Annotated in this window: 19 protein-coding genes; 17 read left to right on the forward strand and 2 right to left on the reverse strand. The window is 32.0% G+C overall.

The genetic code is table 11. The features are described 5' to 3' along the window. Positions 1-191 precede the first annotated feature (191 nt). The 6 genes from IW20_RS18540 (at position 192) to IW20_RS18565 (ending at position 9,522) form a co-directional block, all read left to right on the forward strand. Positions 192-1,793, forward strand: coding sequence for an OstA-like protein (locus IW20_RS18540; protein ID WP_051885958.1), 1,602 nt, complete (start codon positions 192-194; stop codon positions 1,791-1,793). A 136-nt stretch (positions 1,794-1,929) separates the two neighbouring features. Continuing rightward, the gene (locus tag IW20_RS18545) at positions 1,930-3,123 is read left to right on the forward strand and encodes an aspartate aminotransferase family protein (protein ID WP_035625861.1); all 1,194 of its coding nucleotides are present in this window, start codon (positions 1,930-1,932) and stop codon (positions 3,121-3,123) included. 266 nt (positions 3,124-3,389) lie between these two features. Continuing rightward, entirely contained in the window at positions 3,390-4,787 is a 1,398-nt protein-coding gene (locus tag IW20_RS18550) for a tetratricopeptide repeat protein (RefSeq protein WP_035625864.1), read from the forward strand. Then, on the forward strand, positions 4,787-5,536 hold the full coding sequence (locus tag IW20_RS18555; protein ID WP_035625866.1) for a shikimate dehydrogenase family protein: 750 nt from the start codon (positions 4,787-4,789) through the stop codon (positions 5,534-5,536). The genes IW20_RS18550 and IW20_RS18555 overlap by 1 nt, the downstream gene beginning before the upstream one ends. Before the next feature lie 361 nt (positions 5,537-5,897). Beyond that, a complete protein-coding gene (locus IW20_RS18560; protein ID WP_051885952.1) occupies positions 5,898-7,301 on the forward strand; it encodes a glycoside hydrolase family 1 protein in 1,404 nt (467 codons plus the stop codon). A gap of 205 nt (positions 7,302-7,506) precedes the next feature. After that, a complete protein-coding gene (locus IW20_RS18565; RefSeq protein ID WP_035625869.1) occupies positions 7,507-9,522 on the forward strand; it encodes a DUF349 domain-containing protein in 2,016 nt (671 codons plus the stop codon). 404 nt (positions 9,523-9,926) lie between these two features. On the opposite strand, the gene IW20_RS18570 is transcribed toward IW20_RS18565, so the two are convergent. Both IW20_RS18570 and IW20_RS18575 read right to left on the reverse strand, forming a co-directional pair. Further along, the gene (locus tag IW20_RS18570) at positions 9,927-12,275 is read right to left on the reverse strand and encodes a hypothetical protein (RefSeq protein ID WP_035625872.1); all 2,349 of its coding nucleotides are present in this window, start codon (positions 12,273-12,275) and stop codon (positions 9,927-9,929) included. Further along, positions 12,232-13,374, reverse strand: coding sequence for a hypothetical protein (locus tag IW20_RS18575; RefSeq protein WP_035625874.1), 1,143 nt, complete (start codon positions 13,372-13,374; stop codon positions 12,232-12,234). Before IW20_RS18575 ends, IW20_RS18570 begins: the two co-directional genes overlap by 44 nt. Positions 13,375-13,487: 113 nt before the next feature. Between IW20_RS18575 and prmA the strand changes: the two genes are divergently transcribed. The 11 genes from prmA (at position 13,488) to IW20_RS18635 (ending at position 22,131) form a co-directional block, all read left to right on the forward strand. Continuing rightward, positions 13,488-14,324 (forward strand): 50S ribosomal protein L11 methyltransferase, encoded by an 837-nt coding sequence (gene prmA, locus IW20_RS18580; RefSeq protein WP_035625876.1) that lies wholly within the window; start codon positions 13,488-13,490, stop codon positions 14,322-14,324. Between the two features lie 34 nt (positions 14,325-14,358). Then, positions 14,359-14,634 (forward strand): ATP-dependent Clp protease adaptor ClpS, encoded by a 276-nt coding sequence (locus tag IW20_RS18585; protein WP_035625878.1) that lies wholly within the window; start codon positions 14,359-14,361, stop codon positions 14,632-14,634. A gap of 70 nt (positions 14,635-14,704) precedes the next feature. Then, a complete protein-coding gene (locus IW20_RS18590) occupies positions 14,705-15,976 on the forward strand; it encodes a sterol desaturase family protein (protein ID WP_035625879.1) in 1,272 nt (423 codons plus the stop codon). 9 nt (positions 15,977-15,985) lie between these two features. After that, positions 15,986-16,663 (forward strand): lysoplasmalogenase, encoded by a 678-nt coding sequence (locus IW20_RS18595; protein WP_035625881.1) that lies wholly within the window; start codon positions 15,986-15,988, stop codon positions 16,661-16,663. 311 nt (positions 16,664-16,974) lie between these two features. Beyond that, complete coding sequence (locus IW20_RS18600; RefSeq protein ID WP_035625883.1) at positions 16,975-17,424, forward strand: hypothetical protein; 450 nt, start codon at positions 16,975-16,977, stop codon at positions 17,422-17,424. A gap of 93 nt (positions 17,425-17,517) precedes the next feature. Beyond that, positions 17,518-17,853 carry a hypothetical protein gene (locus IW20_RS18605; protein WP_035625887.1) on the forward strand — a complete coding sequence of 112 codons (336 nt, stop codon included), beginning with the start codon at positions 17,518-17,520 and terminating at the stop codon, positions 17,851-17,853. Between the two features lie 825 nt (positions 17,854-18,678). Further along, complete coding sequence (gene kdsA, locus IW20_RS18615; protein WP_035625892.1) at positions 18,679-19,497, forward strand: 3-deoxy-8-phosphooctulonate synthase; 819 nt, start codon at positions 18,679-18,681, stop codon at positions 19,495-19,497. Between the two features lie 17 nt (positions 19,498-19,514). Continuing rightward, entirely contained in the window at positions 19,515-20,420 is a 906-nt protein-coding gene (locus IW20_RS18620) for a hypothetical protein (RefSeq protein ID WP_035625895.1), read from the forward strand. Between the two features lie 83 nt (positions 20,421-20,503). Further along, a complete protein-coding gene (locus IW20_RS18625) occupies positions 20,504-21,109 on the forward strand; it encodes a hypothetical protein (protein ID WP_035625897.1) in 606 nt (201 codons plus the stop codon). Positions 21,110-21,141: 32 nt separating this feature from the next. Then, positions 21,142-21,831 (forward strand): YiiX family permuted papain-like enzyme, encoded by a 690-nt coding sequence (locus IW20_RS18630; RefSeq protein ID WP_035625900.1) that lies wholly within the window; start codon positions 21,142-21,144, stop codon positions 21,829-21,831. 3 nt (positions 21,832-21,834) lie between these two features. Continuing rightward, on the forward strand, positions 21,835-22,131 hold the full coding sequence (locus tag IW20_RS18635) for a winged helix-turn-helix domain-containing protein (protein WP_035625903.1): 297 nt from the start codon (positions 21,835-21,837) through the stop codon (positions 22,129-22,131). Positions 22,132-22,184 lie beyond the last annotated feature (53 nt).

A 22,184-nucleotide genomic window follows, 5' to 3' on the forward strand; every position in this document is an offset into this window, starting at 1 on the left:
ACAATTCGAGTAAAATCATACAATTTTTGACAAAAAGACTTTAAAACAATCTAATAATATCAGTTATAAATAAATCCTAATATCTGTTAAGGTTGCGTCCTTTTTCATAAATTTGACAAAAATTTAAACAATTGAAGAAATCACTCTTTTTCATATATAGCTGCTTGCTAATTTTAAGTGTTAATTTAGGAATGGCACAAGCTCCAAAAATAATTAACATCGAGCATTCTGACTTTGTCGACAGAAATGAAATCGAAATGCCAGGTGCCATTTTACTTACCGGAAACGTAAAAGTAAACCACGATGGAGTGGTACTAACCTGTAATAAAGCCTATTTATTTCAAGGAGAAAATTACCTAAAAGCCTTCGGAAATGTACAGCTGGTACAAGGAGATACTTTATTTTTAAATAGTAAATACGCCGAATATAGCGGGAACTCAAAAAAAGCATTTGCAACAGGAAATGCTGTTATGAGTTCACCAGATGCAACATTACAAACCGATACCATCAATTTTGATAGAAACGTTCAGGAAGTATTCTATAACTCCAAAGGAACGATTATCAACAAAGAAAATACTCTAGAAAGTAAATCAGGAAGATATTACGTAGCACAAAAAAAGTTTGTGTTCCTAACCGCAGTTACAGTAACCAATCCTAAATGCGTTATAAAATCAAATCATTTAGATTATTACAGTAATTCTGGACATTCCTATCTATTCGGACCATCTACAATTACCAGTAAAACCGATTATATCTATACCGAAAAAGGGTTTTATGATACTAAAAGGAATCTGGCACATTTTCTCAGGAAATCATACATTCGCTACGACACCCGCTTAATAGAAGGCGATAGTTTATATTACGACCGAAATAAAGATTTTGCATCGGCAACCAGAAATGTAAAAATTACCGACTCTATAAATCGCGGAATTGTAAAAGGACACTATGCCGAAATATACAAACAAAAAGATTCCATGTTTGTAACCAAGAGAGCCGTTGCAATAAACTTTGTCGATAACGATTCCGTTTACATACACGGAAAAAGACTAATGATTACAGGAAAAGAAGGCGATCGTATTATACGTGCTTTTAATAATGTTCGCTTTTTTAAAACCGACATGAGCGGAAAATGCGATTCTATACATTCTAATAGCAGAACAGCTTTAACAAAACTAATAGGAAACCCAATACTATGGAACGGCGAAAGCCAAATTACAGGTGATATCATGCACCTTATTGGCGATAATAACACCAAGAAACTAGACTCGCTCAAAGTCCTCAATAATACCTTTATAATCTCTAAGGACACCTTAGGAACCGGATATAATCAGGTCAAGGGATTAAACTTATTCGGAAAATTTAGGGACGGAAAACTACATGATGTCGATGTTATAAAAAATACCGAAGTCGTTTACTATATGCGGAATGATGCCAATGAACTCATAGGAATTAACAAAAACGTAAGTAGTAAAATCAATCTTATTTTAGAAAACAATGCTATCGAAACCATTACATTCTTCAATCAAGTTGACGGAGATATATTCCCCGAAGCCGAATTGCCCGAAAATGCTCGAAAACTTCGAGGTATGGTTTGGCGAGGAGATGAAAAAATAAAATCTAAGGATGATATTTTCACAAAAGAAGAAAACGAAGAGAACGATAAATTAGTTCAAGAAGGGAAAGATGAAAATGCCAAAGAAAATGTTCCTATGAAAGTCAGGAAAGAAACACTCGATTACGACAAAAAGAAATCAGGAACAAAGTCCGCTAAAACAACTAAAGCGAAGAAGTAGTATATACTCTCAATTTTTAGTATACAGTCGCAGTGACAGTTTTTAGCAACTGCAACCACAACAGTTGACAACTTTAAACTAGAAAAAACCTTAGCACCTTTGAACCTTTGCCTCTTTGAACCTTAAAAGAAAAAGAATGAATTCAGATTTTATAAAATACCAAGCACAAACATCACCATATCCTTTAGGAATGGAAGTTTCACACGCCATAGGATCCTACATATACGACACCAATAATAAAAAATATTTAGATTTCGTAGCAGGCGTATCAGCCTGTACACTAGGACATCAGCATCCAAGAGTAAATCAAGCTATAAAAGATCAGCTAGACAAATATTCGCACGTAATGGTTTACGGAGAATATTCCCAAAGTTCAGCCGTAGAGTATTGCAAACTAATGGCTTCCCTCCTTCCCGAATCACTAAATAAAACCTATTTGGTAAATTCAGGGACCGAAGCTATTGAAGGAGCCTTAAAACTAGCCCGAAGAACAACAGGACGTAGCCAGTTAATATCATGCCATAATGCTTACCATGGTAACACAATGGGATCTATGAGTGTTATGGGATTCGAAGATCGCAAACAAGCCTTTAGACCCTTAATTCCCGATGTAGACTTTATTACGTTTAATAACGAAGAAGATTTACAAAAAATAACCACTAAAACGGCCGGAATAATACTCGAAACAATACAAGGAGGAGCTGGATTTATAGAGCCATATGATAATTTTCTTCAAAAAGTGCGCAAACGTTGCGACGAAGTTGGAGCCATGATGATAGTCGACGAAATCCAACCAGGATTTGGACGAACAGGAAAACTTTTTGGTTTCCAAAATTACGATGTCGTACCCGATATCGTCGTTATGGGAAAAGGAATGGGAGGCGGAATGCCAGTAGGCGCTTTTACAGCATCGGCAGAAAAAATGGATCTACTAACCGAAAATCCAAAACTCGGACACATAACCACTTTTGGAGGGCACCCTGTCATTGCGGCAGCCTGTTTGGCAACTTTGAAAGAAATTACTGAAACAAACCTAATGCCCGAAACATTAGAAAAAGAAAAACTCATCAGAACACTTTTGGTACATCCTTTGATTAAGGAAGTTAGAGGAAGAGGATTAATGCTTGCTGCCATGACAGAGAGTGCCGAGATAACAAACGAAGTTATCCTAACCTGTCAGGACAAAGGGCTCATTTTATTCTGGTTGCTGTTTGAAGGATGTGCCGTACGTATTACACCTCCGTTAACAATTTCTGAAGAAGAAATAAGAGAAGGTTGTGCCATCATCCTAAATGTAATGGATGAAATTTTAAACAAACAGAATAATTAGGAGCTATTTCCAGCTATCCGCTTTATCTTTTGTTTTTTAAAGAAAAAAACAAAAGGATATCGCTTTTATCTGGGCTAAAGCATATCGTTGACAACAAAACATTTAGGAATTTAAATACATTCAGTTTTATAAAAAACTCACCTAAAAACTGATCGCAGGTACTGCAAATATTGTTAATTAAATTGTTCACAACAATTCCTTCTTTCCCCACATAACAAAAACATGTTGCCTAAATTTATAATAGGCTAATATCAAAAAAATAAAGTATGCAATTAAGCAACGAAGAAGAAGATTATAACCTATCCCTATCCAAATTTGAGTCAATGTTAAAAACTAACAAAGTACTCTTTTTTGATTCAGAAGAATTTGAAGAGATTATCCTTCATTATCTGGACATAGGCAAGGCTAATTTAGCAAAAAAAGCCTTAAAACTAGCACTAGATCAACATCCAAAATCTACAGGCTTAAAACTAGTACAAGTAGAGATGCTGGTGTATGATGACAAACTCGAAATAGCCGAAAAGCTCTTGAATGAGTTGTATGCAATCGAACCAAACAACGAAGAAATTTACATCCAAAAAGCAAACATCTATTCTAAAAGAGATCAACACGAAAAAGCAGTCGAATTGCTTAAAATTGCCCTAGAATATACAGATGATTTTGCCGATGTGTACAATTTAATCGGTATGGAATATCTTTTTATGGACAATCTTGAAATGGCAAAAGATAGCTTTATCAAATGTCTCGAAGAAGATTTAGAAGACCAATCGGCCTTATACAACGTAGTGTATTGCTTTGAATTTTTAGATCAAAACCAAGAAGCGATCACCTATTTAAACCAATACATAAACAAAAATCCTTATAGCGAAATTGCTTGGCATCAGCTAGGGCGTTTACATTATGGTGTAAAAGAATATGAAAGCGCCATCCGTGCATTTGATTATGCAACCCTAATCGACGATGAGTTTCTTGGAGCTTTTATGGAAAGAGCCAAAGCCTACGAACGTTTAAAACAATATGCCGAAGCGATAGAAAGCTACAACCGCACCATCGAACTAGATGATGCAACATCGTATGCACTATTAAGAATAGGAAAATGTTACGAAAAACTAGGCAATAAAGCTTTAGCATTAAAATATTACAACAAAACTGTTCATGAAGATCCACTTTTAGACAAAGGATGGATTGCCATAACTGATTTTTATGTACGCCAAAAGAACTTTCAGAAAGCCTTGTTCTTTGTTAATAAAGCATTAGCAATCGATAATCAAAACCGTTTGTATTGGAAACGCTATGCGATGATAAACAAACAAATGAACTTTTTTGAAGAAGCAGAATTTGGTTACCGAAAAGCAGTCGAATTTGGTGATTATGCACTCGATACTTGGTTGTTTTGGGTAGATATCCTTCAATTCTTGGGCGAATTCGAAAGCGCAATTCAAACATTATTGCAAGCAACAGAATATTTCCCAGAAGAAAATGAAATCGAATACCGTTTGGCAGGATTGTATTTTATGGTACAAGACAATACCAAAGCCAAATTTCACTTAAGTAATGGATTACGATTAAACTTTGACAATTATATTTTAATCGAAGACCTATTCCCAGTGGTTTGGACTAAGAAAATGGTACAAAATTATATTACAAAACATAAAAAACAATAATGATTCATACTTTAAAAAGGCGTTTTGGCTTATTAGGAAAAAACATTAGTTACTCTTTTTCAAAAGGTTATTTTACCGAAAAATTCAGCGACGAACATTTTAAAGGATGTAGTTATGAGAATTTTGATATCCCAGAGATTAACTATTTTACAGGACTAATAAAAAACAATCCCGATTTAAAAGGATTGAATGTAACAATTCCTTACAAAGAACAAATACTACCTTTTTTAGATAAATTATCAAAAAAAGCCACATTGATCGGTGCTGTAAATACTGTAAAATTTACCAAAAACGGAAAATTAAAAGGCTACAACACCGATTATTATGGTTTTAAAAAATCATTAAAACCTTTATTGCAACCTCACCACAAGAAAGCATTGATTTTGGGTACAGGCGGCGCATCCAAAGGAGTAGCTTATGCACTAGACGAATTAGGTATTTTATACACATTTGTTTCTCGCGAAGCCAAAGAAAACATCATAGATTATAATTTAATCAATGCAACAACTTTTGATAATTATCAAATTATAATTAATAGCACACCAGTTGGCACAAGTCCAAATATTGAAGCTTGTCCAGCAATTCCGTATGAGTATTTTACAAAAAAACATATCGCTTACGATTTAATCTATAACCCCGAAGAAACTACATTCCTAAAAAAAGCAAAAGAAAACGGAGCCGTAATAAAAAACGGATACGATATGCTTATTTTTCAAGCTGAAAAAGCTTGGAAGATTTGGAATAAATAGAAAATCACTACCAAAGAATATTATAAAGACTACAATTACAAGATTGTGGTCTTTTTTGTTTTACAACTATTTCTCGAATAATAGAACGCGGATAACGTTTATTTGAACGCAGATGACGCGGATTTGCAAAAGCAAAAACGCAGATAAAAACGGATTTTTAAAAAGCTATAAATGAAACCCGTTTTTAATCCGCGTCTTCGCCTAAGCGAATCTGTTTAATCCGCGTTCCTTTTTTCTAAACAACAGTAAAACATAACAACACAACCATTAATTGCTGTTTTTTAATACTAACATAACACCATAAAATAATCACTTAACCTTAATACTCTAGCTTTGTTTTAGTTAAACAGATAAATAAAGCATGAATATATTTTTAAAAGTACTCGTTGTTATTGCAATACTATATCTTCTTATAATTATTTATCTTACTATAAAATACCCCGTTATAAGTTGGGATTGGACCAAGAGGAACACCAATGATTTAAACTTTCCTAAAAATTTTCATTGGGGAACAGCAACAGCCGCACATCAAGTCGAGGGCGGACATACCAATAGCAATTGGTCTTGGTGGGAAAATCAGAAAAATAAAGATGGTAAACCGCGTATAGATAACGGTGACAAAGCCGGACTTGCCACAGATCATTGGAACTTATACCCTAAAGATATCGAGCTCATGCAGGAACTAGGCGTTAACTCCTATCGTTTCTCTTTATCATGGAGTAAAATAAACCCCGAAGAAGGCAAATTTGACGAAAAAGCAATTCAGCATTATTCAGATGTAATTGATAACTTATTGAGCCGGAAAATCATTCCAAACATCACATTACACCATTTTGAAGAACCGCTTTGGTTTATGAATAAAGGTGGATTCGAAAAAGAAGAAAATATCCTCTATTTTTTGTTATTTGCACAAATCGTTTTTAAAAGATACAGCAATCGGGTTACATTCTGGACAACGTTTAATGAAATCAATGTATATACCAATTTGGCGTTTATGTCGGATATATTCCCTCCTGGCAAAAAGAACTCTAAAATTGCAGGACAAGTTTTAAAAAATATCTTAATTGCACATACTCAAGCTTACAAAATATTGAAAGCTTTACCAAACGGCAAGGAATCACAAATAGGAATTGTAAAAGACATTTTCTTTTTTGAACCTAAAAACAGATGGAATCTCCTCGATTGGATTGGAGCTTTGGTGGCCAATGATAATTTTAATAATTCGTCATTGAACTTTTTCGAAACCGGAAAATATCATTTCGGCGTTCCGTTTGAAGCTAATGTAAATTATATCGACAAAGACGCTCCCAATACAATAGACTTTATGGGTCTTAATTACTATTCGCATTATGCTACAACCTTTAAATTTGTAGAACATGAAAAAATGTTTTCGCCAGTAGCAGGCGAAGAAATGACTGATATGGATTATACCGTTTATCCCGAAGGAATCTATAGAGCTATAAAACGAATGTCACGAATAAAGAAACCAATTATTATAACCGAAACGGGTATTGCCGACGCCAAAGATGACAGAAGAAGTTTGTTTATAGAACGAGAATTATACGCCATATCCGAAGCTATAAAAGACGGTTACGACGTAAGAGGATATTATTACTGGTCATTAATAGATAATTTTGAATGGAGCTTAGGTTATGACAAAAAATTCGGATTATATGCTGTAAATCTAGAAACTCAAGAAAGAAAATTAAAAAATGGAGGCAAAACTTATCAGGCAATTGTAAAACGTTTTTCGGACATAAAATAGCTCAAAAAACAACTTTAGATAAAAAAAATCAAAAATTTTTAAATATTCCACACTAATATTATTCTCTTTTAGCCCCTCAAAAACAACCCATTAGTAAGAATTTTAAACATAAATACAGTATAAATAAAGGATTTATTTTGTAGTTCCGAACACCTTTACTATCTTTCGCTCTAGATTTAAAGTACAAACCTTATACATTGACAAGATGTTAGAAGAAAAGAATGATAACCTGCAAGATGCAGATGGAAAATTAGAAAATGGATCTGCAAATTCTGCTGAAAACAATGAAACAACTTCAGTTGAAATTATTGAGAATGAAACAGAGAACATTGTGCCTGAATCTGAAAACACAATAACTCTTTCTGAGGAAGAATTATCGGATACAGAAGCTGTTGTTGAAACTCAAAATCAGACAGCACTAGATGCAATAACCAATTCTAATGCTGAAGAAAGTGAAGATGAAACTCTAAAAGAGCGTCATGACATTCCGATGCAAGATTATAATACTTTTTCGCTTGACGAACTTGTTGCGGAACTAAAAAAATTAGTTTCTTCAGACAAAGTTATGTCTGTAAAAGAGCATATTGAAGAGATTAAAAAATCGTTTTTACTACAGTATAATCATCTTATCGAAGAAAAAAGAGAAGAATTTAATGCTGAGAATCAAGATCCAAACGAAGAATTTCAATATCATTCTCCTTTAAAAACGAAATTCGATGAATATTATAACATATTCAGAGATCACCGAAATGCACATTTTAAAAATCTACAAACCAATCTAAAATCAAATTTAGAAAACAGATTGGCTATTGTTGAGGAATTAAAAGAGCTTATTAATCCGCAAGAAAACATAAAAGATACTCTTAAACATTTTAATGAATTAAGAGAAAGATGGAAAAATGCTGGTTCTATCCCAAAAGATAAATACAATCACGTATGGAATAACTACCATTTTCATGTAGAGAATTTTTATGATTATTTACATTTAGATCGTGAAGCCAGAGATTTAGACTTTAAACACAATCTAGAACAAAAACAAAAAATTGTAGCTCGCGTAGAAGAATTAGTTAATGAAGCTGATGTAAGCAAAGCGTTTAGAGAATTACAAGATTTACATAGAATCTGGAAAGAAGATATCGGTCCGGTTTCTAAAGAACACCGTGATGAAATATGGAATAAGTTTAGTGAATTAACTAAAAAAATCCATGACAAACGCGAAGTTTTGTTTGAAAACATTAGAGGCTCAGAACTTGAAAATCTAGAAGTTAAGAAAAATATTATTTCACAAATCGAAGTTCTTGCTACCGAAAAGGTAAATACACACGCACTTTGGTTGTTACAAATAGAAAAAGTAGAAGCTTTACGCTCTGCATTCTTCGCTGCAGGAAAAGTTCCTTCGGATGTAAACGAAGCGACTTGGTCAGCATTTAAAACTGCCGTGAGAAACTTTAATACTTTTAAAAATTCGTTTTATAAAGATATTAAGAAGGATCAAAACGACAATTTAAACAAAAAAATGGCTCTTGTAGCCAAAGCCAAAGAATTACAAGAAAGCACCGATTACGAATCGACTACTCCTGTAATGAAAAAAATTCAGGAAGAGTGGAAACAAATTGGTCATGTTCCTAGAAAATATTCTGATAAAATCTGGAAAGAATTTAAAGATGCTTGTAATAGTTATTTTGATAAACTAAAAGAGCACAAAAACGAAGAAAATGGTGATGAAGTAGCTGCTTTTGATAATAAAAAAGCTTACTTAGAAACTATTCGTGAGTTCCAACTTACTGGTGACCACAAAACAGACCTTGATGCTATAAAATTACACATTGAGACTTGGAAAAACTTCGGAAAAGTGCCATTTCCTAGACGTCACATTGAAGGTAAGTTTAATAAAATACTAGATGCTCTTTTTGAAAAATTAAGCTTAAGCAAAAAAGAAACAGAAATGATTCGATTTGCTAATAGAATTGATAATTTATCTGAAAGTAATGACACTAGAAAGTTAGACAACGAGAAAATTTTCTTGATGCGTAAAATTGAAGAAGTTCAAAATGAGATTTTCCAATTAGAAAATAACATTCAGTTCTTTACCAATACCAAAAATGCTAAGAAAGAAAATTCAATAGTTCTGGAAGTTCGTAAAAACATTGCACTTCACAAAGAAAGCCTTGATGTTTGGAAAGAAAAATTACACCAATTAAGAAATTTAGATAACCACTAAATCTATTAAAGACTATAAATAAAAAGAGCGATAATTAATTTTATCGCTCTTTTTTATTTTAATCTAGCTAAAACAATTTAACCGCAAAGTTTTTTAAGTAAGATTTCTCGTAAAACCGCAAAGTTCGCAAAGCTTTGTGTTTTTATATGCTTTGTGAACTTTGCGTAAATCTTAGCGTCCTTTGCGGTTAAATCAGTTAATCTGCCATATTCTATATGACTCTTTGCGAAGGGAACGCGGATTATACGGATTCGCTAAGGCGAAAACACAGATTAAAACGGATTTTATTTTTGATTGTTTTTAAATCAGTTTTAATCCGCGGCTTTACTTTTGTAAATCCGTATCATCCGCGTCCCTTTGTAGACAATTTAAGTTAATCCCTTTCCGAAACAAGAACCTAAACCTTATTTTATAAACATCTCCAAAAGCGGACAATTATATTGCTTGAATGTTTTTGTTGTATTATACACCGAATAAAAATCGGCTATTTCTTTTCCTGATTTAAAAGCAGCAACTTTATCTGGCGAAACATCAGAATTTCTATAATAATCGTAATAATTACATTCAAAAATCATCAAACTTGCCAATGCCTTTTCTTCTTTGTCTTTAGATAATTTCAATGCCTTTTCATAATACATTTTAGCCAGTGTACATCGATAATAATTTGAATTTTGATACATCATCTCAGAATCATAATTATCTCCTCCATACATATAATCAGAATTCGTTACTCCAGTGCCAGAAGCCCAATCATAAGCAAGCATCATCCAGGAATTACCCCAATAAGAAATATTAAAATAAGCATGTGCCAACAGCAAATTACTTGTGGCAGTATTTTCTTTTTTTAACTCGATTAATCTAGCAACAAACTCCGCTTTATTAAAACGATAATTAAACTTTCTTTCCTTTGCTTTCTGCAATACTTTAGGAACAAATGGATCTTCGTTAAGATTATTTTTAAACTCGTAGTTTTTATCCCAGAAATTAGCTGGCATGCTAGCAAAAACCTGATAAGCTACTGCCAAATTATTTTTTCTAAAAGCAATTGTTCCTTTTACATCTCTATAAAAATTAATATCTGGCGCCAATGTTCCTGCACAAATGTATTTTTCAAACGGTGTTTTATCTTCTTTTTGATACAATGCAATCAATTTATCCATATCCTCCAGAGTTGCATATCTTTCAAAATAGCCTGTGTATTCGTAAAAAGAAGGTACATAATAATACCAAGAGTTATCTATTGCTCCTTTTTTAAGCATAGATTTTAAAAACAACAAACCAGCAATTGCTTTATCTCCTTGTTTAGAAAATTCATCACTTGCAATCCTATACAAACTATATAAGTTTTTAAGCAAACTAATATCCTCTTGAACTAAATCTTCTATTACATTAAAATAACTAAAGAGATTGTTTTGGGTATTTTTATCTTGTAAATTATCTTGCTTTAATGTTATTAGAGCCAACTGAATGTTTTTTTGTAATTGAATGGAAATATTAGCATTAACAGAAATCATATTTACATATTTTTTCCCTAAATCTATTTCGTCATCTATAAAACACAATTGAGCAATTGCCGATGCAATAAAATCTTTCTGCTCTCCAGAAACCTCACTATATGCATCAATCAAAAACTGTTTTAATTCTCTTAAGTATAAAATATCTTTATTAAAGTTATCTGTTTTGGCTTTTTCATAATTATCATACCAACTCATTTTATCAAAACTTACTGCAGGAACTTTATTATTTGAATATTTGGGTGTAAAAATCCAATCTTCAAGTTTGTTTACCTCTCTCTGAACCAAAAAACTAAAATAAATACTATTTGGATCAAATTTATAAACTTGCTTTATTGTACTTAAATCTGGTGCAGGATTACGCATGCTTTCGATAACCAAAATCATGTTTCGTTCTTCATTATTTTTTGCTAAACTTAGCGTAGCAGCTGTATGCTTAAAATTGTAATGCTGCATTACAGCCAACGATTTATCATCGCAAGAAGCAAAAACCTGACTTAACAAATAATTTCGAAGAGGAAGACTATCGATACATAACGCTTTATAATACAATGCCCAAGGTTCTAAAATTGTGCCTTTATTGTTAGCAAAATATGTATCGTATAAACGGATTACTTCGGTTTTGTCCGAGCTATAAAAACGATCTCTAAGAATAAGAAATGCGTAACGTTGTTTTAAAAAAGCATCTTTGGCAGACAAAATCTTTTGATTATAATCGCCTATTGCAACAGTATTTACGTTTTCTGGATAACTGCTTATTCCGCTCCAGGACTCCCATTTGGAGCTTGGAACATTATTATATTCTAATTTCTTAGCTAAAATTAAATAATCTAAAAAGGGTTTATTTTTCAAACGCAACAAAGTTGCAATAAAAGTATTATTCTTAAAAACCTGCTTCAAAGAATTACTTTGGTAGGCTGCTTGAAATACATCAGAATCTGTTTCGTATAAAATGGTATAGATATCTGCTGTAGAAACGTTTGCACCTATTTTTTTCTGCCATTCTAAACAATTTAACTCCTGATCTTTATTAGATACTTCGTTAACTTCATGAAAGCTATTTGCAGAATAACAAAAGTAATGCAGTTTTAAAAACCCTTTCCTTTCTGATTTAAACAAGGCCAAACGGCTCGTTTCTGCCGACTCATACCATCCGCAAGCAAATGAAACCTGAAAAGTAAATAGTAAAATAAAGCTACTGAAAACGCGCGTAATACCCGGATATATTTTTGATACCATAATCGTGGATGTATTTTTTATCAAAAGAAAAGAAAGTCACTTTTGTATGATTATCAACTGGTATTCTGTTTTTTATAATCGAAATCATTTTATTTATCTCTTCATCAGAAATTTTTTCGATTCTTATCTCATCCCCATTTCGCAAATACGTCTGCCCTATCAATACATCATCCTGAAGTTGGTATTTATTGTCTGCTACTTTTTTAAATCGCGTAGAATCTTTAATAAGCTCTTCATAATCTGAAACTATGCCTTTAAACTCATTTCCTCTAAAAACTACTGACCAACTGTATAAAGGCAAAGCAATATCTAAATCCAGATCATAATCACTATGTGTAATGTATTTTTCTAGCTCATCGCTTGTTCCTATAGAGTTTTTGGTTTTATAATCATTAGGACTTGATAAATTATAACACATTAATAATCCACGATCTACTGGAGGAACTCCTGCTTTCTCACAATATTTGTATTGCCATAATCTTATAGTAGCAGATAATTGAGAATCTTTAAATTCTTTTTTTACCTGTTGTAATAAATAAAAATAATTGTCTTTAGATCTTTCTGTCCAGTCACAATCAATTAAAATCTCGTTAAAGTTTGGTTTTAACTTCGCTAATTCAATTGATTTTATAGAGTCTAAATTTAATGCTTTTTTGATCTGCCCGTTTTGTTTCCCGTAATCTGAATAAACAATTGTACTGGCTTTTTTATATGCTTTTTCATCATTATACTTAAGCCCGATTTCTTTTACTCTCTTCTGAATTCTTTTGGCCAAACTATCTAATTGTACTTTACTTGACTTTAAAACAACATCATTGGTAATGAAAACGCTTGGCGTAATTTCAGGAGTACTTTCACTCAGATCTATTCGACTTATTGTTGCAACAGGAAGAGGTTCATTGGTATATGGATTCCAATCCACATCAAAAAACCGTACATACATATGTTTTACATTCAAATTCTTACAAATAGAATCTTCTTCTTTATCAAAATAAGCACTTGTTTTCCAATAACAAAAAGATCGAACGACTTCTTTCTTATCATCACATCCAGAGCTATTTATTACCACAAACAACAGTATAATAATTAAGCTTTTCATTTTCTAATACTACTTACAATTTTAAAGCTAATGTAATGCATAAAAGAATAAGGTTCTTTATTTTTTTTAAACAATTTTAAGTTTCGATTGCTACCTTTGCAAAAAAAATAAACATGTCAAACATTTATATCGGGTATCACTTTACAATTGAGCCTAAAGAGCTAGGATCAGAAATACTAATTGCCGAATTAGGCGAGAAAGCATTTGAAAGTTTTACTGAAACCGAAACTGGAATTTCTGCATTTGTTCAAAAAGATTTATGGGACGAAGCTATTCTGGAAGATATTCATATTTTACAATCAGATGAATTTAAAATCGAATATACATTTGAAGAAATTGAGCAAGTAAACTGGAACGAGGAATGGGAAAAAAACTTCGAACCTATTGATGTTGATGGAAATTGCCATGTGCGTGCTCCTTTTCATCCAAAAACGGATGCCGAGTTTGATATTGTAATTGAGCCAAAAATGAGTTTTGGAACTGGTCATCACGAAACAACTCATATGATGATTCAGCACTTATTAGAAATGGATGTTAACGGATTAAAAACACTTGACATGGGTTGCGGAACTGCTATTCTTGCAATTCTTGCCGAAATGAAAGGCGCACAACCAATCGATGCTATCGATATCGATAACTGGTGTTATTTAAACTCTATAGAAAACGCTGAACGCAATAATTGCAAGCATATTACCGTTTACGAAGGTGATGCTGCTTTATTAGCAGGTAAGAAATATGACTTAATTATAGCTAATATCAACCGTAACATATTGCTAAATGATATGCAAAGTTATGTTGACTGTCTGAATCCAAAAGGAACTTTATTATTAAGTGGTTTTTATGAAGAAGACATTCCTTACATCGATGCTTCGTGTACTGAAAAAGGATTGAAATATGTTAAAAAATTTCAAAGAAATAATTGGGTTTCTTTAAAATATGTAAATTTGTAATTATTGAATTACAACAGTACAAAAAACTAAAAAAATGAGTACTAAAGAAAAAGTAAGAGAAAAAGTTCGGGAAAAAGAAGCAATATCGTTTAATAACGAAATTATTGTGTATAACGATGATGTAAATACTTTTGATCATGTAATCGAAACTTTAATTCGTGTATGTAATCATACCCCCGAACAAGCAGAGCAATGCTCCCTTATTGTACATTATAACGGAAAATGTACTGTAAAAACGGGCTCGATGGATAAATTAAAGCCGCAATGCACACAACTTTTAGAAGCTGGACTGAGCGCAGAAATTATTTAATTTAATTATCAATAATTTAAAAAATAGTGTAATTTATTCTATATTTGAATAAAATACACTATTTTTTTTTATGGAAGAATACGGGAAAATACTAATTATTGCAATGCCGATTTTTTTATTATTAATTATAATCGAGAAATCGTATGGTTTATACATAAAACAAGACCACGTCCCTTTAATAGATAGTGTGTCTAGTATAAGTTCGGGAATTACAAATTCGGTTAAGGATGTTCTTGGTCTTACCGTTACCTTTATTTCGTATGAATGGTTGGTTTCTAAAATTGCCATTTATCATATCGAAACCACTGTAATCACTTATATTGTTGGATTTTTTGTAATAGATTTTTATGGCTATTGGAGCCATCGTTTATCACATCAAATCAACTTCCTTTGGAACAAACATGCCATTCATCATAGTAGCGAAGAATTTAATCTAGCTTGTGCCTTAAGGCAACCGATTGCGAGTTTTGTAAATCTTTTTACATTCCTGCTTATTCCTGCGGCATTAGTTGGTATTCCTGCTAGTGTTATCGCTATAACATTACCTCTTCATTTGTTTTTACAGTTTTGGTATCATACTAAGTATATCAAAAAAATGGGCGTTCTGGAACATATATTGGTAACTCCCTCTCACCACAGGGTTCACCATGCTATAAACCCTGAATATTTGGATAAAAATCACTCGCAGATATTTATATTCTGGGACAAACTTTTTGGTACTTTTCAAGAAGAACTAGATACAGTTCCTCCAGTTTTTGGTATTACAAGACCAGCAAATACTTGGAATCCAATAAGGATTAACTTTCAGCATCTTGCGTTAATGATTAGCGATGCGTGGCGTGCCGAAAACTGGAAAGATAAATTCACTATCTGGTTTAAACCAACAGGTTGGCGTCCGGAAAATTTTGAAGAAAAATATCCTGTCAACAAAATCACTGATGTATATAATTATACTAAATATGGAATTGACAATTCTAATAAGCTCGTTTATTGGTCGATTACTCAAGTTATGATAACATTACTATTTGTGAGTTACTTGTTTAGTAATATTGCCAAAATTGGTTTCCCGAATATCTTTTATTATGGCTTTTTTATTTTCATAACGATTTACAGTTATACGGAACTAATGGATAAAAACCGTTTTGCTATTTTGTGGGAAAGCTTGCGTTTAGTAACTGTTTTGGCAATTATTTTTTACTTTGGAGATTGGTTCGGGCTTAATTCTGTTTTTCCTTATGGTAATATCCTTGTTATCGGATATCATATTATCTCTTTATTAACCACGACTTATTTTGTAAAAGTAGATTTCAAAAACATAAAACCTGCTCTCGTAAACTCTTAAAAACAAATTATGAAAAGCCCTTTACTCTTAAAATTCTATATTGGTTTTAGTTTTTTTTATCTTTTAATTCTTCTTTACAATCTTGAAAATGTTGCTTGGTACTTAAAGGGATTACTTATTCCTATTTTATGGCTTGCCGTTTATTTTTCTGAAGATTTTCCGTCAAAAAAAATTCTTCTTGGTGCTTTATTATTCTCATGGATTGGTGATGTAATTTTATTATTTGCCGATAAGGCCGAAATCTATTTTATATTAGGTTTGGTAGCTTTTTTAATATCTCATGTTATTTATATTATTCTTTTTAATAAACAAAACAAGCCAGATGTTCCTAAAAACAAAGGTGCTTTCTTTATTGGCTTGGGATTTATTCTAGTTTATTTAGCAACAATGCTTACCGTTTTGCTACCAAAACTTGGCGATTTGCAACTTCCTGTTATTATTTACGCCTTAACAATTTCTACAATGCTTTTGTACGCTTTTAGCGGCTATTTAATCTGGAAGAAACCTGCAAATAACTACATTCTTGTTGGTGCTATTATCTTTGTCTTATCGGATAGTATCCTTGCAATGGATAAATTTTATGAGCCTATTTATAAAAGTTCGTTTTTTATCATGCTTACCTATCTTATGGCACAATATCTGATTGTAATTGGTATTTTAAAACTGAATTCAGTAAAAACGAAATAAAGGACTGATTAAACGGATTTAGAAAGTTTTTTTGCACGCAGATTTAGCAGATTTTAATTCTATCTAACTCATTTTACGAAAGGAACGCGGATTTAACGGATTCGCTAAAGCGAAAACACGGATTAAAACGGATTTTCTCCCTTCCAGAAACATAGGATTGGGATTATTTTTAAAAATCCGTTTTAATCCGCGTCTTTACTTTTGTAAATCTGTCTCATCTGCGTACTTATATAGACAATTTAAGTTTAAAACTTTCTTTTAATCTGTTACTAAAAACCATTTATATTTGTATCATTAAACTGCCAAAAATCATGAAAAAAACAGCTCTTTTTATCATCTTACTTATTACTGCTACATCTTGTGTCAGTACAAAATCTACTTTAAAAAATGTTGATGATAATGCGCCAAACTTAACTTTAAACAAAGACAATACGTTTATAATCACTGAATATAGTAAAGACAAGAAGTATGGTTATGACAAAGATTATCCTGTAAATATATTTTACAGAACATCTAAAGATGAAGTCATTAATCAACAACGCTTTTTAAACGCTCTGGCTGGACCAAATGGCGAAAAGATAACGTATACCAAACTTGAAAGTTGCTGCCCTTTCCCGAGCAAAAGAAGCGACATGGGTGCAGGTTTTCTTGATGTTTATGAAATAAAATGGGAAGGACAGAAAAAACCAATCAATTTATACCTTAATATCTACGAAAAGGGAGTTTTAATGGTTCCACTTGGATTGACTTTAAAAAAATAGAAGAAGACCTAGAAAGGAAAGAAACAAGACTTGGATAAGCAAAACTTAAAGATGATAGACTTGAAAGAGAACGATTCTTTTTAAAACTATAAAATGCTAAATATTGCACCTTTAATTTTAATCATTTTACCTGTACTATTTCAATTAATCGTTGGAACTAAAGTCATATTCGATAAAAAACCAACTAAACTTAAATTTGGAAGAATAAGCTTAATGAGTTTTATTTTCCAAATGATTTTTTCTGTTGCAGCTATTTTTATTGCCAATTACAATCTTTCGAAATATTTTGACCAGCATCCAAACACAACAAGATGCGGAATGCCTTTTTTAGGAGTTATATTTGGCGTTGCTTTACTTTTTATTGTCCTGTGTTTTATTATATTTCTTCAGTTTTTAATTAAAAAATGGAGAGAAAGAAAAGTAAAATAAAACTCTATAAAAAAGACCTTGAAGGTAAAAAAGTAAATTAAACAAATAATAATGTACGGAATATCGTGTTTCATTTTAATTATTTCTCCACTACTCTTTCAAATTATATTTGGCAAAAAAGCAATTGAAGGAACTATCAAATTAAAATTCGGAACAATAACTTTAATTAGTTTTATTTTACAAATAGTACTATCCATACTATCGTTTTCAATTGCTAGATACAATTTCTACCAAAATCTAGGACCAAATCAATTTAAATGCGGGACTGGACTCTTTGCATTTATTATACTCGAATTCTTACTTTTCATTTTACTTACAATAACAATTATTATACAGTATTTTGTCAAAAAATTTCATAAGAAGAAGCTTAGACAACTTAAATAATTTCTAATCATAAAATACAATTAAGCAATATATTAAAAACAAAAACTGCCTTTGTCATTTTCTTTGTTTTATCTATAAATTGTATTTCCGTATTATATCTTTTATTCAAATTCTGATTTTTTATCATCGCTGCTTTTATACTAACAAATACACTAAAGAAAAACATAAAGAACCTGATACGCTATATATGATAAATGTCATTGATTAGTTTATTTCGATGCCCTAATATTGCCCTAATAAAAGTGGAAATCATTTTTTAAGAAAGCTGGTTTTCATGAATTTATAAAGCTACCAGCGAAAGCTGCTGCAAATCCATGAAAAAGCATTTTTAAATAAAAAATAGTACATCGATAGTGTGGAGAGTCTTCTTAAAAAAAACTTAATTCTTAATCTGTAAATCGCAAATCCTAACTACCTTTGCACTTTCAAAAATTACAAACTATGAACATACAACATATTCCACAAATTAAGCATACAGATAGCGGTAACTTCTTTTTACTAGCAGGGCCTTGCGCCATAGAAGGTGAAGAAATGGCAATGCGTATTGCTGAAAAATTAATCGGTATTACCGACAAACTTGAGATTCCTTATGTATTTAAAGGATCATTTAAAAAAGCCAACCGTTCTAGAATCGATAGTTTCTCTGGAATTGGTGACGAAAAGGCATTAAAAATATTAAGAAAAGTTTCTGAAACTTTTCATGTTCCTACTGTTACTGATATCCACACTAACGAGGATGCTGATATGGCTGCTCAATATGTAGATGTTTTACAAATTCCTGCATTCTTGGTGCGCCAAACTGATCTTGTTGTGGCGGCGGCTAATACTGGAAAGGTTGTAAACCTAAAAAAAGGGCAATTTATGAGTCCTGAAAGCATGAAACATGCTGTACAAAAGGTATTGGATTGCAACAACCAAAACGTAATGGTTACTGATCGTGGTACTATGTTTGGTTACCAAGACATGATTGTAGATTATAGAGGAATCCCTACTATGCAACAATATGCTACTACGGTTCTTGATGTAACTCACTCATTACAACAACCTAACCAAACTGTAGGTGTAACTGGCGGAAGACCTGATATGATCGAAACTGTTGCAAAAGCTGGTATTGCTGTAGGTGTTGATGGAATTTTTATCGAAACTCATTTTGATCCAGCTAATGCCAAAAGTGATGGTGCAAATATGTTGCATTTAGACTATTTTGAAGATTTAATGACAAAATTAGTTGCCATCAGAAAAACTATTAATCAATTTTAATTTTTATACTTAATACTTTGAAAACTAATTTTATATTATTTTTCTTGTTGTGTTTTTCAGTAAACACATTTGCACAAGAAGAAATACCGTTACAAGAAAAATATACTGCACATAATAAAGGAAAGTTCTTTGTTTCCTGGGGTGGTAACAGAGAAAGCTACAGCAAATCAGACGTTACCTTTAGAGGGAAAGATTACAATTTTACAGTAGAGAATATGTCTGCTCATGACAAACCAAAAGGATGGCATATGGATTATGTTAATCCTGCAAGAATGACTATTCCACAAACTAATTTACGTTTAGGTTATTTTTTTAGCGACCATTACAGTGTAACCATTGGTGTAGACCACATGAAATATGTAATGAGTCAAAACCAAACAGCTAATGTTAATGGATATATTAACTTACCTGCAGATCAAGCTGGATCTTTTTACAACGGCATTTACAATAATACACCAGTAGATATGTCTTTGTATGGCGCTCAAGAAGGTGGTATTGATAAAGGTACTGTTCAAAATCCTCCTGCTTTTTTAATGTACGAACATACAGATGGTCTGAACTATGTTAATACAGAGGTTTCAAGACATGATGATATTTCAAAATGGTTTGGCTTACCTAATACAGATAAATTTCAAATTAATTTGACTGAAGGTTTAGGTGCCGGAATTTTATATCCTAAAACAAATACAACTCTTTTAGGAAAAGATCGTCATGATGATTTTCATATTTCTGGATATGGTCTGTCTGCAAAAGCGGGAATTAACTTAACTTTCTTTAAACACTTTTATATTCAAGGGGAGTTAAAAGGTGGTTATATTAATATGCAAGACATTAAAACTACTCAAAGTAATGATGATAGTGCTTCTCAAGACTTTTTCTTTTTCCAGAGAATTATTGCTTTCGGAGGTATCTTCAGATTATAACTTTTAAATTCATAAAAAATAGTCATCATTTTATTTGGTGACTATTTTTTTTATCATTTACTTTGTAATTCAAAGTACTTTATATGGAAGATAAATATTTACAGGATATTACTGAAATTAAAAACATGATGAATAAATCTTCACAGTTTATTTCATTAAGTGGTTTATCAGGAATTATGGCAGGAATATATGCTCTTATTGGCGCTCATATCGCCAATGGTCTTATTGAGAGTCATACGAGTTATTATGTAACTCTAGAAAGTAAAACGTTTAAGTTAATCGTGTTAACTGCTTTTTTGGTATTATTATTCTCTATTGTAACTGCTGCAATATTGACTGCTAGCAAAGCCAAAAAGCAAGGTGAAAAAATATGGAATTCTACTTCAAAAAGGGTATTAGTTAATTTTTTGATTCCGCTTGTTACTGGTGGGATTTTCGGCTTACTTTTGCTCCGAAATGGTTACTATGGTTTAATCGCTCCTGTCACTCTCCTATTTTACGGATTGGCTTGCGTAAATGCCAGTAAATATACTTTGAGAGATGTACGTTATTTAGGAATTACTATAATTATCCTGGGATTAATTGCTACTGAATTCTCTGGTTATGCATTAGAATTCTGGGCACTTGGTTTTGGAGTTTGTCATATTCTGTACGGAAGCATTATGCACTTTAAATACGATAGAAAATAATTCTTATTTGTCTTAATTCAAAAAAGTAAAACATGAAAAAATTTAAATACATTTTCGCTGGGGTTACCTTGATAATCAGCTTTTGCTTTGCTTTATACATTACAAAACAGTTTTTTCCGAACAATCCTTTTTCGAAAACAACAACTGAAAATCCAAAGCTAAAGGAAAATTTGTTGGACAAAATTCATGCAGGCGATTTAATTTTTCAAACTTCTGAATCTAGTCAATGTGAAGCCGTAAGAATTGCTACAAAATCTAAATTCTCTCATTGCGGAATTGTTTATATTTTAGATGGTAAACGCTTTGTTTTTGAAGCTGTTCAACCAGTAAGATTAACTCCTCTGGACGAATGGATTCAGCATGGTAAGGATCAAAATTATCTTGTAAAAAGACTTAAAGATACTACCGCCTTAACTCCTACTACTATTGAAAAAATGGAGATTTATAGTCGTAACTTTCTAAATAGCGATTATGATCCTCATTTTGGCTGGTCGGATGCTAAAATGTATTGCTCTGAGTTAATCTGGAAGATTTATAAAAATGGCGCTGATATTGAGTTGTGTCCGTTACAGAAATTAAAAGATTTTAATCTAGAAGACCCTAGAGTTAAAGCAATATTAAAAGAACGATATGGTAATAATATTCCGCTTGAGGAAGATGTTGTTGCTCCCTCGAACATTGTAGATTCGAAATTATTAAAAACCGTAATTGATACCTATTAAAAATTGAAAAGCATCATTCAAAATATAAATAAAGCCTTTGACCATCGAATTCGACTTGGAATCATGTCTGTATTGATGGTCAATGATTCGGCTGATTTTAGTACTCTGAAAGAGCTTTTGGGCGTTACGGATGGTAATCTTGCGAGTCATGCTAAAGCATTGGAACTGGAAAACTATATCGAGATACAAAAACAATTTATTGGCAAAAAGCCCAACACTAGTTATAGGGCCACCAAAGATGGTAAACTTGCATTTGTTGCACACATTGACGCTCTTGAAAAATTGATTCAGAAGAAGTGAGCCTTTTTTTTACCTATTTACTTTGAAATACAAAGTACTTTTAAAAATAACTA

Source organism: Flavobacterium hydatis (genome assembly GCF_000737695.1).
Taxonomy (GTDB): domain Bacteria; phylum Bacteroidota; class Bacteroidia; order Flavobacteriales; family Flavobacteriaceae; genus Flavobacterium; species Flavobacterium hydatis.

What these genes read in the sequence shown, in the direction of transcription:
- IW20_RS18570 (WP_035625872.1), bottom strand. Translation starts at nt 12,275, where the DNA reads ATGGTATCAAAAATATATCCGGGTATTACGCGCGTTTTCAGTAGCTTT.
- IW20_RS18555 (WP_035625866.1), top strand. Translation starts at nt 4,787, where the DNA reads ATGATTCATACTTTAAAAAGGCGTTTTGGCTTATTAGGAAAAAACATT.
- IW20_RS18625 (WP_035625897.1), top strand. Translation starts at nt 20,504, where the DNA reads ATGGAAGATAAATATTTACAGGATATTACTGAAATTAAAAACATGATG.
- IW20_RS18590 (WP_035625879.1), top strand. Translation starts at nt 14,705, where the DNA reads ATGGAAGAATACGGGAAAATACTAATTATTGCAATGCCGATTTTTTTA.
- IW20_RS18600 (WP_035625883.1), top strand. Translation starts at nt 16,975, where the DNA reads ATGAAAAAAACAGCTCTTTTTATCATCTTACTTATTACTGCTACATCT.
- IW20_RS18565 (WP_035625869.1), top strand. Translation starts at nt 7,507, where the DNA reads ATGTTAGAAGAAAAGAATGATAACCTGCAAGATGCAGATGGAAAATTA.
- IW20_RS18630 (WP_035625900.1), top strand. Translation starts at nt 21,142, where the DNA reads ATGAAAAAATTTAAATACATTTTCGCTGGGGTTACCTTGATAATCAGC.
- IW20_RS18550 (WP_035625864.1), top strand. Translation starts at nt 3,390, where the DNA reads ATGCAATTAAGCAACGAAGAAGAAGATTATAACCTATCCCTATCCAAA.
- IW20_RS18595 (WP_035625881.1), top strand. Translation starts at nt 15,986, where the DNA reads ATGAAAAGCCCTTTACTCTTAAAATTCTATATTGGTTTTAGTTTTTTT.
- IW20_RS18560 (WP_051885952.1), top strand. Translation starts at nt 5,898, where the DNA reads ATGAATATATTTTTAAAAGTACTCGTTGTTATTGCAATACTATATCTT.
- IW20_RS18540 (WP_051885958.1), top strand. Translation starts at nt 192, where the DNA reads ATGGCACAAGCTCCAAAAATAATTAACATCGAGCATTCTGACTTTGTC.
- IW20_RS18585 (WP_035625878.1), top strand. Translation starts at nt 14,359, where the DNA reads ATGAGTACTAAAGAAAAAGTAAGAGAAAAAGTTCGGGAAAAAGAAGCA.
- prmA (WP_035625876.1), top strand. Translation starts at nt 13,488, where the DNA reads ATGTCAAACATTTATATCGGGTATCACTTTACAATTGAGCCTAAAGAG.
- IW20_RS18605 (WP_035625887.1), top strand. Translation starts at nt 17,518, where the DNA reads ATGCTAAATATTGCACCTTTAATTTTAATCATTTTACCTGTACTATTT.
- IW20_RS18575 (WP_035625874.1), bottom strand. Translation starts at nt 13,374, where the DNA reads ATGAAAAGCTTAATTATTATACTGTTGTTTGTGGTAATAAATAGCTCT.
- kdsA (WP_035625892.1), top strand. Translation starts at nt 18,679, where the DNA reads ATGAACATACAACATATTCCACAAATTAAGCATACAGATAGCGGTAAC.
- IW20_RS18545 (WP_035625861.1), top strand. Translation starts at nt 1,930, where the DNA reads ATGAATTCAGATTTTATAAAATACCAAGCACAAACATCACCATATCCT.